Genomic DNA, 13,103 nt, shown 5'->3' with positions numbered 1-13,103 from the left:
ATACGATATCTCATGCACGAGATCTGGGCTGTGTCGTGTACTGTAACCCCGTGACAACTGCTGACTTGGTCGTACTCCGCGGGCACGTCGTGACCCCCGAGGGGGTGAGGACCGGGGACGTCGTGGTCGCCGACGGTGTGGTGCGGGCCGTCGGTCCCGACGTCGGCGCCCCGTACGCCGCGGGTGCCCGCGAAGTCGTCGACGCCGCGGGGTGCTACCTCCTGCCGGGCGGGGTGGACCCCCACTGCCACCTGATGGCCGACCTGGGGCAGGCCAGCATCGCCGCCGCCCTCGGAGGCACCACCACCGCCCTGTCCTTCTCGCTGCCCCGTGAAGGCGAGGAGACCGTCTCCGCCTTCCAGCGGGCCCGTGCGCAGGTGACCGGCGGCGAGTCCCTCATCGACATCGGCCTGCATGCCATGTGCTACCAGCCCAATGAGCTCACCGGCGCCGACGTGGCACGCCTCACCGAGCTGGGCGCCGACGCGGTGAAGGTGTTCCTCGCCTACCCGGAGCTGGGCATCATGGCCACGGGCGACGGTCTGCACCGGGTCATGACCGCCGCGAAGCGCGCCGGGATCCCCGTGCAAGTGCACTGCGAGGACGGCGAGTTGATCGAGGCCCTGGTCGAGGAGGCGGCGGAGGGCAGCAGGAGCGGGCCCGTCGCCTTCGCGGAGGTCCGCCCCCCGGTCCTGGAAGAGGTCGCCGTGTACCGCGCGCTGGCCATCGCGGAGCTGACCGGGTCCCGCGTCTACATCACCCACCTGTCCAGCACGGGCGCGATCGGCCACGTCCGCAGGGCGCGAGCCGGTGGCCACGTCGAGATCGGCGCCGAGGCGTGCCTGCACCACCTCCTGCTCAGCGTCGACGAGTACACGTCCCCCGCCGCGGGCGAACTGCTGGTGGCACCCCCGCTGCGCACGAGCGAGCACGTCGACGCGGTGGGCCAGGCGCTCGCCGACGGCACCCTGGACACCGTCGGCTCCGACCACTCCCAGCAGCGCACCGCGGTCGACGAACGCATCTGCCCCTGCCGCGACGCGGAGTACGGGATCGCCGGCATCGGCGCCAGGCTGCCGCTGCTGCTGTCGTGGGGCCTTGCACGGGGCATCCCCATCGAGCGGCTGTCCCACGTCCTGTCGACGGGCCCCGCCGACAGCTTCGGCTACGGGCCCGCCAAGGGCAGGATCGCACCGGGCAGCGACGGCGACCTGGTGGTCTGGGACCCCGAGCCGGAATGGACGGTCGACGCCGACTCCTTCCGCGACGGTACGGGAACCAGCCCGTACGAGGGCAGGCGGGTCAAGGGCCGGGTAAGATTGGTCTCGCTGCGTGGCCGTGTACTGGCGCGGGACGGGGAAATGGCGTCAACTCCCGAGCGGGGACGCCTGGTGGTGCCGAGAAGGGATACAAGCGGGCATGAGTGACACCTCGCAGCTGCGAATCGGTCCCGCGGTCACGCTGAACGCGGCCCAACTGGCTCAGCGCCCCGACAGCCTCGCCCTCTGGGTGTACAACACCATCCGCCAGACCATCATCGAGGGCCAGCTTCCCGCGGGTTCGAAGGTGACCGAGGCGCGACTCGCCAAGGAACTGGGCGTCAGCAAGACACCCGTACGCGAGGCGCTGTTGCGGCTCAAGGAGATCGGCCTCATCGAGGCGAACGGCCCGACGACCGGACGCATCGTCTCCCCCTCCCTGGAGATCACCCGCAACGCCTACGAGGTGCGCGAGTCCCTGGAATCCACCTCCGCCCGGCTCGCCGCCGAACGGGGTGAGCGGGGACTGCTGATAACGGCCCAGCGCGAGGCCGAGCGCACGGTCGTCGCGGCCGACCGGCGGGACAACGCCGCCTACCGGGAGGCCGACGAGGCGTTCCACCGGACGATCGCGGCCGCCGGCGGCAACGATCACCTCGCCCGGCTGCTCGACGACATCAACGCCCTCGTCACGGCGCTGCGGCAGCGCGACATCCCGGGCATGGACGCCTCCCCGCTCTGCGCGGAGCAACACATGCAGATCGCCGCCGCCCTGCTGGAGCGCAACGCCACGGAGGCGCACCGCCTGATGTCTGAGCATGTGCGGCACGTCGGCGCGGAAGTGCTGGCGCAGTTCGCCGACGCCCACTGAACGTCCGAGGCGGGCGCCGTCGTGAGGAAGTACCCTCACGACGGCGCCCGTCGGTTTGTCAACCAGCCATCCAGCCACCGTCGACCATCAGGTTCACGCCCGTGATGTAGGACGCCTCGTCGCTCGCCAGGAACAGCACCGCTCCGGCAACGTCCTCGGGACGGCCCAGACGCGGCCACGGAGTCCGCGAGGTCCAGTACTCGTGCCAGCGGGGATCCTCCGCGCGGGCGGAGGGTCCGGTCTCTATCTTGCCGGGCGCGACGGCGTTGCACACGATGCCCTGCGCGGCGTACTCTACGGCGATCTGCCGTGTGAGCTGCGCCACCGCGGCCTTCGAGACACCGTAGGCGATGTCCTCGGGCGCTGCGACCATCCCGTGCTGAGAGGTGATGTTGACGATCCGTCCGCGCACCTCGCCGCGGGGCGGCCGATCGAGCATGTGCCGTACCGCGGCGCGGCACAGGGTGAACACCCCGGTGACATTGACCGCGAGGACGTGGTTCCAGTCCGCGTCGTCGGTGTCGGTCAACGACGTCCCGGTGCTGACGGCGGCGTTGTTCACCACGATGTCCACGTGGCCCCATCGGGCCTCGGCGCGCGCGAACATCGCCTCGACCGACGAGGTCACCGCGAGGTCGCACGCCATGAACTCCGCCGTGCCGCCCGCCGCGGTGACAAGGTGCTCGGTGGACGGCCCGCCGTGCCAGGGCAGGGGTGTGCGGTCGGCGATCACGACCGAGGCGCCCGCCGCCGCGAGGCGCACGGCGACGGACCGGCCGATTCCGGAGGCGGCGCCCGTCACGATCGCGGTCCGCCCGGTCAGATCAATCGCCATGTGACTCCTCTCCCCAGTGGGTGCGCAGGTGCGCGAGGTCGCGACGCAGACTGTCGCCCTCCCGCGAACTGAGGTGGTCGAGCACGATCCACCCCGCGTAGCGCGCCTGGCGCAGCGCGGCGAACACTCGTGCCCAGTGGACGATCCCGCTGTCCAGGGAAGCGCGTTGCCAGGTCCACCCGCCCTCCGGTGTCCGCTGCGGCGCCGTGTTCTTCACGTGTACGTGACTCAGCATCTCCCCCAGCACGTCGACGGCCAGGAACGGGTCGAGCCAGCCCTCGCGCGCGAGGCTTCCCGGGTCGTAGACGACCCCGGCGTGGCGGGGGGTCAGCCCTGACAGCGCGTCACGTGCCAGTACCACGCCGGGAACCAGCGTCCCCGGCGCCGGCTCGATCAGCAGGCGCAGATCGTGTGCCGCGGCGATCCGCGCCAGAGCCGCGAACCGCTCGCGCAGCAACGCGAAGTCCTCGGCGAACGTCCCCTGTGGCGGGCAGGCGTAGACGCGCAGGTGCGGGGCCCCGAGTGAGGCGGCGGCAGCCACGAGACGCTGCCACACGCCGAGCGGCGAGGCCAGCACCACGTCGTCGTGCACCGACAGCCCGCAACACAGCAACCCGGCCCCGGAGGTGGCCTCCACCAGTCGGCGAACCGCGGCGTCCGGCGCGTCGAGGGGCAGTGCCTGACCCGGTCCCGCCCCCCACTCCACGGCCGTCAGACCGGACAGCGCCGCGGTCGCGCATACCTGCTCGGGGTCGTGCTCGGGCAACGCCGCGCTGGCGATGGCCAGCAAGCGGCGCCCCTCGGGGACAGCGGACGGCGGAAGAGCCCGCGCGGCCCGGGCGGTCACTGAGAGCCGCCGGTGGACCACTCGTGGTGGTGCGCGTCCCACCAACGCGCGATGTCCAGCCTGCGCATGAACGACACCCCGGGCTTCTGGTCGACGTAGCGGACGAAGTCCCGGACCGCGCCCGCCCGATTGGCCTGGCCGCTCCAGCGTGGGTGCAGACCCACCGTCATCATCCGCGGCCCGAGGCCCTGGTCGACCTCGTCGCAGAGGTAGTCGAGGCCCAGTCGCAGGCTCTCGAAGAAGTGGTGGGGCGTGCTGTACGTGGGGTTCAGCAGGTAGCGGGTGTCGTTGTAGACCTTGGAGTACGGCAGGATCAGCAGGTCCTTGCCGCCTGCCCTTGTGTAGTAGGGCAGTTCGTCGTTGCAGGGGTCGGAGTCGTAGAGGAAGCCGCCCTCCTCGACCAACAGGTCGAGCGTGTTCTCGCTGGGGAAGGACCGCAAGTACCAGCCGAGCGGGCGTTCCCCGGTGAGTTCCTCGATGGACCGGATCGCGAGCCGCAGGTGTTCGCGCTCCTGCTCCTCATTCACCCTGCTGTACTCCAGCCAGCGGTAACCGTGGCCGATGACGTCGTGACCGCGCTCGGCGATCCACCCGGCGACGGCCGGATTGCGTTCCAGCGCCACCGCGCACACGCCGATGGTCACGGGCACGTCGTAGCGGTCGAAGATCCTGGCGAGGCGCCAGATCCCCACGCGGCTGCCGAACTCGTAGTGCGTCTCGCTGCCGAGGTCGCGCACCGACCCGTCGATCTCGTAGTCGTACTCGCCCCAGCCGTCGTTGCGGCCGTCGCCGTCCGGGATCGAGTACTCCGCGCCCTCCTCGTAGTTGACCACGATGTTGACGACGACTTTCTCGCCGCCCGGCCAACGCACCTGCGGCGGATGCTGGCCGTAGCCGACGAAGTCCCGGGGCCGCTTGTCAGGACGATCCTGCGCGGGTGGCGTGAAGGGAGAAAAGGATGACATCTCTGGCACGTTCTTTCTCGGTCTGTTGTGGCGTCGTGCGACGGTGGTCGCGGGGCCGGGGCGGCGGGCCTGGACCCCCGGCGCCGGTCGCCGGTGGGACCTCAACCCGCCGTCCACCCGCCGTCCACGGGTACGACGGCGCCCGTCACGTTCGCGGCACCAGGCCCCAGCAGGAAATCGATCACGTCCGCGACCCGCGCGGGATCGGCCGGGGAGGGCAGAAGGCTGCGCCCGGCCACCCGGTCGTCCTCACGGTGGCGTACTTTCGGCGACGCAGCGCTCCGCCGCAGCATCGGGGTGTCGGTGGGGCCCGGGCAGACGCAGTTGACGCGGATGCCCTCCGGGGCGTGGTCGACCGCCATGGCCCGGGTCAGCCCGATGACACCGGCCTTCGCCGCGCAGTACGCGGGGAAGCCCGCGCCGCCGACCTGCCCGTACTGCGAGCTCACGTGCACCACCGCGGCTCCCGGGCGGCCCCGCAGCCAGGGCAGGGCCGCCCGGGACGCCAGGTAGGCGCCGGTGAGGTTGACGTCGAGGACACGCCGCCACTGGGCGGGGGAGGTCTCGGTGACATCCCCGGTATAGCCGCCCACGCCCGCGCAGTTGACGAGGGCGTCGAAGCCGCCGAGGCGGTCGGCGAGGAGACCGACCGCGCTCGCCACAGACGTCTCGTCGCACACGTCCGCGTCGGCGGCCACGAAGCGGTCGCCGAGACGTGTGGCCACGGCGGCGAGCGCCGTGGCGTCCACATCGACGGCGCCGACCGCGAAGCCCCCTTCGACGCAGGACTCGGCGACGGCGAGCCCGATACCGGATGCCGCACCCGTGACCAGGACGGTACGCGGTGCGGTGCTCATGAAACACGCACCGTGGCGCCGCTGGCCAGCGCCTCCTCACCGGCCAGCGCCACCTCCAGGGTGCGCAGCGCGTCCGCGGGCGTGCAGGCGACCGCACCGGGGTCGCCCGCGCGGACCGCGTCGAGGAATTTCGTGATGGAGGCGGTGAACGGGGCGCAGGAGGCCCTCTCGTCGATGTCGCCCCCTCCGCTGCGGCCCGAGAGGCGGAAACGCGGGTCGAGTTCGATGCGGAACACGCTCTCGCTCGCGACCACGTCCAGGCCGTACCGGGCGGGGCCGTCGTCCCGGGTCCACGCGACGACGATGGTGGCGATCGCCCCCGAGGCCAGGTGCAGTACGAGGGTGAGCGCGTCGTCGATGTCCCCTTCCCCGGCCTCGGGCCGCGCCAGGCGAACCGTGCTCGCGGCCGCCTGGACCGCGGTCACCTCGCCGGCCACGGCACGCACCAGGTCGATGTGGTGGCTGCCGCGTTCCAGTAGGTTGCCCCCGCCCTGGCTCCGGTCGAGGAACCACGGCCGGGCCGCGGTCGGGCCGAAGCTCTGGCCGAGCAGGAACCCGGCGGGTCGGCCCGCGAGCTCCCCACGCACGGTGGTGAGCAGGTCGAGGGCGTGCCACTGGTACCCGACGGCACACACCAGGCCGCTGTCGGCCACCGCCTCGACGATCCTGAGTGCGTCGGCGCGCTCCCGCGCGACGGGCTTCTCCAAGTACACCGGCACACCGTGCGAGACGGCGAGCAGGGTGGGGTCGAGGTGGTGCTGGGGCGGTGTGCAGATCCACACCGCGTCGAGCAACTCGTGCGCGAACAGCTCTGCGGCGTCGGTGTACCCGCGGGCCCCGAAACGGTCCGCGCAGTCACTGACCCGCGTAGGGTCGACGTCGTGCACGGCGGCGATCGTCACGTCGTCGCGGCCGGCCAGATCGGCGAGGTGCGCCTCGCCGATCCAGCCGAGCCCGATGACGGCGACCCGCAGGCGAGAGGAGATGCCTGCCATGTGCGTCAGCCCTTCATGTACAGCGTGCGCGGATCGAAGTGGTCGGAGGGACCGGCGGCGAGTCCGCCGATCTTGGAACTGGTGATCCTGAGGTTGCTGATCCAGTAGCCGATCAGCTCCGGCACCTGTTCGTGCTGGATGCCCGCCATCTGCTTGGCGATGCTCAGCCGCCGTTGCTCGTCGAGCGTGCCGTTGAGCCGGACGAAGAGCTTGTCGAACTCCGGGTCCGCCCAGTGCGCCGAGTTCCAGATGCCATGGGCGGTGTAGGCGGGCAGGATGGCCTGGCTCGGGACGCCGCGCGCGCCCCAGTCCACGATGCCCATCGGCACCTGCAGCCACGGCTGGTTCCCGCCGTTTCCGTAGTAGGCGCTCTGGGGCATCACGTTGAGGTTGATGTCGATGCCCACCTTCTTGCACGCCTGCTTGATCAGCACCGCGTACTGGGGTATCTCCAGGTACTGCTCGGTGGTGAGGGTCACGGAGAAGCCGCGAGGCTTGCCGCCCCTGGCGAGCGCGGCCTTGGCCGCCGCGTAGTCCTGCTTGCGCTGGGGGATCCCCGTGAGGGCGTCGGCGGCCAGCGGGTAGACCGGCGCGAAGGAGTGGTCGTTGCCGACGCTTCCGAATCCGCCCAGGAGCGACTTGACCAGCGACGGCCGGTCGATGCAGAGCGCGACGGCCTCGCGCAGGTGCTGGTTGTCGAACGGCGCCTGGTCGGTGCGCATGTGGACGCCGCGGTAGCCGCTCGACTTGCTCTTGATGACGGTCAGATTCGGGTTCTTCAGCAGGGCCTGGGAATTCTGGTAGGGCGCGACCTGCCAGACCTGCTCCTTACCGCCCTGCATGTTCAGCGCGATGGCCGCGTCGTCGGCGTAGTACGTGAGCTTGATGCCGTCGAGGAGGGGGTAGCGCGGGTCCCAGTAGTGGGGGTTGCGCTCGAAGGTGGCACCGGTCTCCGTCTGGTACTGCGTCATGATGAACGGGCCGGTACCGATGCGGCCCTTGGCGAAGTCCCCGACCTGGTAGCCCTTGGGCAGGATGATCGCGTTGAAGTTGAACGACGACACCAGGTAGGGGAAGTCGACGAACGGCGTGTCCAGGTGGAAGGTCACCGTGTGGTCGTCGACCTTCTCGATGTTCCCGTGGGAGAAGATCCCCTTGAACGCCGAGAGCGCGGAGGAGTTCACCTTCGGATCGGTGAGCAGGTTCATGGTGTATACGACGTCGTCGGCGGTGAAGTCCTTGCCGTCGTGCCACTTGACGCCCTTGCGCAGGACGAAGGTCCACTCGTCGGGCTTCTTCGCCTTCCACGACACGGCCAGCCGCGGATCGAGGGTGTAGTCGGCGCGGGGGAAGCACAGGTACTCGCCCGCGATCTGCGCGGTCGTCTGGCCGCCCTGGTTGTAGAGAGTGACGGGGTCGACGACGGAGGCGGGCTTGGTGATCGCGACGTTGGCCGTACCACCGCGGCGGGGCTTGCCCGACGGTGTGCCCTGCTGCGGGCTCGTGTCCGACGGGCCGCAGGCGGCGAGGATGGAGCTCACCGCCGGGACGGCGAGCCCCGCGGCGCTCGCTCTCATCAGGAAGCGCCGGCGGCTGAGGCGACGCGCCCGCAACTCCTCCAGCAGGTGGTGCTCGTATTCATCCATGTGGTGCCTCACTCAGATGTGCTGCCGACCGACGGCGACCGCGGCGGCTGTGGACGAGACTCCCCCGGACACAGCGTCGCTGTGGAGCGGGGCTCAGAGGATCGATCGCTTCGGCGGTGGCACCCGCCGACCCGGTGAAACCGGCTCGGGCCGTCCGCACGGCCTCCTCGGCCGACCGCCTGAGATCTGATATTCCAGGCACCATATCCTTGGCTCCCTCGTGGGGCAATGAGGTCTTTCGAGGAATTTCGCCGAACGGGTCCAAGCTCGGACGCGATTGAGTCTTCCCTGTTCCCTTCATGTGTCGTCCATGAAAATCGGGACCCAGAGCGCCGTGTTGCCCACCGGATACCGGAGAAGGCGCCGCTTGCCGAGATGCGCTATACGGAATATCGTGTCCGCCACCCGAGGGCCTCGGGGCCCGTCCCGCCCGGCATCCACGGTCGGGGGACACCCTCACCCGTCCGCCTATGGCAGAGGGGCCGACGACCACCGAACACCAAGTTCCGCGGCCGCTGGGAGCCCCCACCCGGCCGCGCCACGGGCAAGAGCGAGACTCAAGAAGCAGCGACAACGTTCGTCGAGGCGCCGCACGGCCCCGGGCCGTTCACCGCGTCACAGACCCGACACCCCCGGCAGTCCCCGACCGGGCCGTACCCCCAAGAGGTCGAAGTGCACGATCAGACGACTGGAAGAAGTCGGCCCCGCCCAGGCGGAGGCGGATGACACATGGGCGCCTTCATCGCAAAGCGACTCGCCCTGAGTCTCCTGACACTCCTGCTCGTCTCGGTGGTCGTCTTCCTGGTCGCCCAGGTACTCCCCGGAGACATCGGCAGGACCATCCTGGGCCCGTACGCGACCAACGCCCAGGTAGCGCAGCTCGACGCGCAACTGGGTGTCGACCGTCCCCTGGCCGTGCGCTACTTCGAATTCGTCCGGGGCTTCGTCACCGGCGACTGGGGCACCTCGTACCTGTTGCAGCAACCGGTCCGCGCTCTCGTCGTCGGCCACCTCGGCGACTCGCTCGTCCTCGGCCTGTTCGCCATGATCCTCATCGTGCCGATCTCGCTCGGGTTCGGTGTGCTCGCGGCCCACCGCAGGAACGGGTTCGTCGACCGGATCATCTCGATCACGGGACTCTCGCTCATCGCGCTGCCGGAGTTCGTGGCAGGAACGATTCTCCTCGTCGTCTTCGGCGTCACCCTGAAGTGGTTCCCGGTCTCATCGGCCGTCCCGAACGGCGATCCCGCCGACATCGTCAGACAACTGCTGCTCCCGTCGATCCCGCTGATGTGCGTCCTGTTCGGCTACATCTCCCGGATGGCGCGAGCGGGCACCATCGAGGCCCTGGAGTCGGACTACGTCCGCACCGCCGTCCTCAAGGGGCTCCCCCGCCGGCGAGTGCTCTTCCAGCACGTCCTGCGCAACTCGCTGCTGCCGTCCATCACGGTGATCAGCGCGCAGACCGGCTACCTCGTCGGCGGCCTCGTCGTCGTCGAGAAGCTGTTCAACTACCCGGGCGTCGGCTCACTGATCTACACCTCGGCCACCGGCCATGACCTGCCCGTCCTGGAGGCGGCCGTGCTGATGATCGCGGCACTGTTCACCGTCGCCAACCTCTGCGCCGACCTCCTCTACGGCGTACTCAACCCCCGCATCCGCCTGACGTCCGAGTGATCGGGAACGCCGTGCGACACGACAGAGGGAGAACCATGACGCCGACTCCGCCTGCCACCGCGGCCCTGGCGGTGGGCGATGCCCCGGGCCCCGGCGGCACCGCCCGCGCGGCACAGCCACGTCGCCGGCAGGTGGCCCGCGGCCTGTTCCGCTCGCCCGCCTTCCTGGCCGGGGCACTCGTCCTTCTATTCTGGGTGGTGGACGCAATCTTCTGGCCGTTCCTGGCCCCCCAGGACCCCCAGAAGGTCTTCCCCGAGATACTTCAGGGCCCCTCGGCCGCCCACCTGCTGGGCACCGACAACCTGGGCAGGGACGTCCTGTCGCGCCTGCTGGCCGGGGCGTCCACCGTACTGACGGTCGCGCCCGCGGCCACCGCGCTCGGCCTGCTCGGCGGCGTTGCACTCGGCCTCGTCACCGGGTACTACCGCGGGCTGGTCGACGATGTCGCGATGCGCGTCGTGGATGCGTTCCTCGCCTTCCCGCTGGTGATCCTCGCGGTGCTGGTGCTCACCACACTCGGCCCGTCGGAGCTGAACGTCATCATCCTCATCGGTGTCACGTTCACCCCGCTGGTCGCCCGCACGGTGCGGTCCGCGGTGCTGGCGCAGCGCGACCTCGACTACGTCGCGGCCGCGCGGCTCCAGGGCGAGTCGGGGCCACGGATCATGGTCGCTGAGATCCTCCCCAACGTCCTCGGCCCGATCATCGTCGAGGGCACAGTCCGCCTCGGCTATGCGATCTTCACCTCCGCGACGCTGTCCTTCCTGTCTCTGGGCATCCAGCAGCCCTCGCCGGACTGGGGGCTGACCATCTCGCTCGGGCAGGCGAACCTTCAAGTCGCCCCGTGGATCGTGCTGTTCCCCGCACTGGCCCTGGCGACACTGGTGGTTGCCGTCAACCTCGTTGCCGACGGCCTTTCCCAGGCGGTGAAGGCATGACCACGACCGCCGAGGAGGCGAACCACATGTCCGCTGCGTCCCCCAGGCCGACCCTCGATGTGGCGAACCTGAGCATCGACTACCGACGTGGCACACGACCGGCGCGTGTGGTGCACGACGTCTCGTTCCAGATCCGGCCGGGCGAGGCGTACGGCCTCGTTGGCGAATCAGGCTGCGGCAAGACGACCGTGGCCATGTCACTGATGCGGTATCTGCCGGACAACGCCGTCGTCGACGGTGCGAGCCGGGTGACGTTCGCCGGCGAGGACCTCCTCTCGGCGGACGAGCCCACCCTGCGGTCCTGGCGCGGCAACCGGGTCGCCATGGTCTACCAGAACCCCGGCAGCGCCCTGAACCCCTCCATGAGCATCGGCACACAACTCGCCGAGATCTTCCGCACCCACTCCGCCATGACGCAACCCGAGGCCAGGGCGGCAGCGGAGGCCATGCTCGCCAAAGTCCGGATGCCCGACCCGGTGGCCGCCATGGCACGCTACCCGCACCAGCTCTCCGGCGGCCAGCAGCAGCGTGTCATGATCGCCATGGCCCTGGCCACCAGCCCAGATCTGCTCATCATGGACGAGCCCACGACAGGTCTCGACGCCACCGTCGAGGCGGAGGTGCTGGACCTCGTGGTGGCCCTGCGCGCTGAGTACGGAACCGCCGTGCTCTTCATCAGCCACAACCTCGGTGTCGTGGCGCGCGTCTGCGACCGGGTCGGCGTGCTGTACGCCGGGCGCCTCATCGAGGAGGGACCCGCGGAGCGGCTGTTCAAAGACCCCCGCCACCCCTACACCCTCGGCCTGCTGCGAGCAGCACCGCGCTGGGGTCACACCAAGACCGGCAACCGCCTCGACTCGATCCCCGGCTCGCTCCCCCCGCTCGGCGCCGACCTGCCGGGCTGTCCATACGCCTCGCGCTGCGCGATCGCGACGGACCAGTGCCACACCCAGGTCCCCGTCCTGGAGCCGGTGGCCCCCGGTCGGCTGGCGCGATGCTTCCACCACACGCGCACCCAGTGCATCGAGAGCGTGGCCGAAGCGGCGTCCCCGACCTCCCCCGCGACCACGGACGTGCTACTGCGGGTGGAGAACCTGACGAAGCGCTACCGGTCGGGTGGCCACGAGATCACCGCCGTGCAGGACGTGTCCTTCGAGGTGCACCGGGGCGAGGCCTTCGCCCTCGTCGGCGAGTCGGGCAGCGGCAAGACCACCCTCGCCAAGTGCATCGTGGGCATGCTCGACCCGTCGGAGGGGACCCTCACCTTCGAGGACGTCCCGCTCACCGTCCGCGCTCGCCGCGCACAGCGAGACACCCGACGGAAGATCCAGATGGTCTTCCAGAACCCGGACACGGCGCTCAACCCGCGCCACACGGTCGGACGCATCCTGCGGCGTGCGCTCTCCCTGCTCGACAGCACAGTGCGGGGGGCCGACAGGGAGAACCGGGTCACCGACCTCGCCCACTCCGTACGACTCGAAGACCGTCATCTGCGGTCCCGGCCGACCGTGCTGTCCGGCGGCCAGAAGCAGCGCGCGGCCATCGCCAGGGCGTTCGCCGGGTCTCCCTCGCTGGTGCTGTGCGACGAACCCGTCTCCGCGCTCGACGTGTCGGTACAGGCAGCCATCCTCAACCTGCTCGTCGACCTCCAGGCGTCCCATGGTGTCTCCTATATCTTCATCTCCCACGACATGGCGGTGGTGCGCTACATCGCAGACCGCGTCGGCGTGATGTATCTCGGGCAGATGATGGAGACGGGGACGGCCGACGCGGTCTTCCAGCCCCCGCACCATCCGTACACCGAAGCGCTGATGTCCGCCGCGCCCTCCCTGGATTCCGACGACGCCCAGGAGCGCATCCGGCTCGACGGCTCCTACCCGAACGCGGCGGCACCCCCGAGCGGCTGCCGATTCAACACCCGCTGCCCGCGCCGGATCGGCGACATCTGCGGCACCGTGCAGCCGCCCTGGCAGCACGCCCCGGGCGGGAACACGTACCGGTGTCATATCGCCCCCGAGGAACTCCTCCAGATCCAGCGGGGACCCCTCGACAGCACCGCCACGCAGCCTGTGGTCGAGCCCGCGGGCGAGGACCGCTGAGCAAGCCGTCCAGGGCAGGGCGAGCCCTGGACGGCTCGTCCACGCGTAGGTCCGGCCCTCCGCCGGGTACGCGGAGCTGAGACCGCGCCCCCCGGGGGGCGCGGTCTCAGCTCC

General features: G+C 70.3%; 11 protein-coding genes. 5 read left to right on the top strand and 6 right to left on the bottom strand.

Going from position 1 to position 13,103, the window contains the following annotated elements; genetic code table 11:
- The first annotated feature begins 50 nt into the window (after positions 1-50).
- Together IE313_RS29055 and IE313_RS29050 are read left to right on the top strand one after the other, a co-directional pair.
- A complete protein-coding gene (locus IE313_RS29055; protein ID WP_189937421.1) occupies positions 51-1,427 on the top strand; it encodes a dihydroorotase in 1,377 nt (458 codons plus the stop codon).
- Positions 1,420-2,130, top strand: a complete 711-nt coding sequence (locus IE313_RS29050; RefSeq protein ID WP_189937419.1) for a GntR family transcriptional regulator — start codon at positions 1,420-1,422, stop codon at positions 2,128-2,130. Before IE313_RS29055 ends, IE313_RS29050 begins: the two co-directional genes overlap by 8 nt.
- A gap of 58 nt (positions 2,131-2,188) precedes the next feature.
- On the opposite strand, the gene IE313_RS29045 is transcribed toward IE313_RS29050, so the two are convergent.
- The 6 genes from IE313_RS29045 to IE313_RS29020 form a co-directional block, all read right to left on the bottom strand.
- On the bottom strand, positions 2,189-2,965 hold the full coding sequence (locus IE313_RS29045) for an SDR family NAD(P)-dependent oxidoreductase (RefSeq protein ID WP_189937417.1): 777 nt from the start codon (positions 2,963-2,965) through the stop codon (positions 2,189-2,191).
- On the bottom strand, positions 2,955-3,755 hold the full coding sequence (locus IE313_RS29040) for a sugar phosphate isomerase/epimerase family protein (protein WP_189937415.1): 801 nt from the start codon (positions 3,753-3,755) through the stop codon (positions 2,955-2,957). Before IE313_RS29040 ends, IE313_RS29045 begins: the two co-directional genes overlap by 11 nt.
- A 53-nt stretch (positions 3,756-3,808) precedes the next feature.
- The gene (locus IE313_RS29035; protein ID WP_189937412.1) at positions 3,809-4,777 is read right to left on the bottom strand and encodes a polysaccharide deacetylase family protein; all 969 of its coding nucleotides are present in this window, start codon (positions 4,775-4,777) and stop codon (positions 3,809-3,811) included.
- A gap of 101 nt (positions 4,778-4,878) precedes the next feature.
- Complete coding sequence (locus IE313_RS29030; RefSeq protein ID WP_189937410.1) at positions 4,879-5,634, bottom strand: SDR family NAD(P)-dependent oxidoreductase; 756 nt, start codon at positions 5,632-5,634, stop codon at positions 4,879-4,881.
- On the bottom strand, positions 5,631-6,629 hold the full coding sequence (locus tag IE313_RS29025) for a Gfo/Idh/MocA family protein (RefSeq protein WP_189937408.1): 999 nt from the start codon (positions 6,627-6,629) through the stop codon (positions 5,631-5,633). The genes IE313_RS29030 and IE313_RS29025 overlap by 4 nt, the downstream gene beginning before the upstream one ends.
- Before the next feature lie 5 nt (positions 6,630-6,634).
- Complete coding sequence (locus IE313_RS29020; protein ID WP_189937407.1) at positions 6,635-8,275, bottom strand: ABC transporter substrate-binding protein; 1,641 nt, start codon at positions 8,273-8,275, stop codon at positions 6,635-6,637.
- Between the two features lie 729 nt (positions 8,276-9,004).
- On the opposite strand from IE313_RS29020, the gene IE313_RS29015 reads away from it, so the two are divergent.
- From IE313_RS29015 to IE313_RS29005, 3 genes are read left to right on the top strand one after another with little or no spacing between them, the layout of a single operon-like run.
- A complete protein-coding gene (locus tag IE313_RS29015) occupies positions 9,005-9,952 on the top strand; it encodes an ABC transporter permease (RefSeq protein ID WP_189937405.1) in 948 nt (315 codons plus the stop codon).
- Positions 9,953-9,987: 35 nt separating this feature from the next.
- Positions 9,988-10,890, top strand: a complete 903-nt coding sequence (locus IE313_RS36080) for an ABC transporter permease (protein WP_189937403.1) — start codon at positions 9,988-9,990, stop codon at positions 10,888-10,890.
- The gene (locus IE313_RS29005) at positions 10,887-12,989 is read left to right on the top strand and encodes a dipeptide ABC transporter ATP-binding protein (RefSeq protein WP_229925049.1); all 2,103 of its coding nucleotides are present in this window, start codon (positions 10,887-10,889) and stop codon (positions 12,987-12,989) included. The genes IE313_RS36080 and IE313_RS29005 overlap by 4 nt, the downstream gene beginning before the upstream one ends.
- Positions 12,990-13,103: the final 114 nt, after the last annotated feature.

Source organism: Streptomyces sulfonofaciens, assembly GCF_014656295.1.
Classification (GTDB): domain Bacteria; phylum Actinomycetota; class Actinomycetes; order Streptomycetales; family Streptomycetaceae; genus Streptomyces; species Streptomyces sulfonofaciens.
Note: the sequence above shows the minus strand (reverse complement) of the source record. Positions and strands in the feature narration are given on the sequence as shown.

What these genes read in the sequence shown, in the direction of transcription:
- IE313_RS29050 (WP_189937419.1), top strand. Translation starts at nt 1,420, where the DNA reads ATGAGTGACACCTCGCAGCTGCGAATCGGTCCCGCGGTCACGCTGAAC.
- IE313_RS29045 (WP_189937417.1), bottom strand. Translation starts at nt 2,965, where the DNA reads ATGGCGATTGATCTGACCGGGCGGACCGCGATCGTGACGGGCGCCGCC.
- IE313_RS29035 (WP_189937412.1), bottom strand. Translation starts at nt 4,777, where the DNA reads ATGTCATCCTTTTCTCCCTTCACGCCACCCGCGCAGGATCGTCCTGAC.
- IE313_RS29030 (WP_189937410.1), bottom strand. Translation starts at nt 5,634, where the DNA reads ATGAGCACCGCACCGCGTACCGTCCTGGTCACGGGTGCGGCATCCGGT.
- IE313_RS29025 (WP_189937408.1), bottom strand. Translation starts at nt 6,629, where the DNA reads ATGGCAGGCATCTCCTCTCGCCTGCGGGTCGCCGTCATCGGGCTCGGC.
- IE313_RS29020 (WP_189937407.1), bottom strand. Translation starts at nt 8,275, where the DNA reads ATGGATGAATACGAGCACCACCTGCTGGAGGAGTTGCGGGCGCGTCGC.
- IE313_RS29015 (WP_189937405.1), top strand. Translation starts at nt 9,005, where the DNA reads ATGGGCGCCTTCATCGCAAAGCGACTCGCCCTGAGTCTCCTGACACTC.
- IE313_RS36080 (WP_189937403.1), top strand. Translation starts at nt 9,988, where the DNA reads ATGACGCCGACTCCGCCTGCCACCGCGGCCCTGGCGGTGGGCGATGCC.
- IE313_RS29005 (WP_229925049.1), top strand. Translation starts at nt 10,887, where the DNA reads ATGACCACGACCGCCGAGGAGGCGAACCACATGTCCGCTGCGTCCCCC.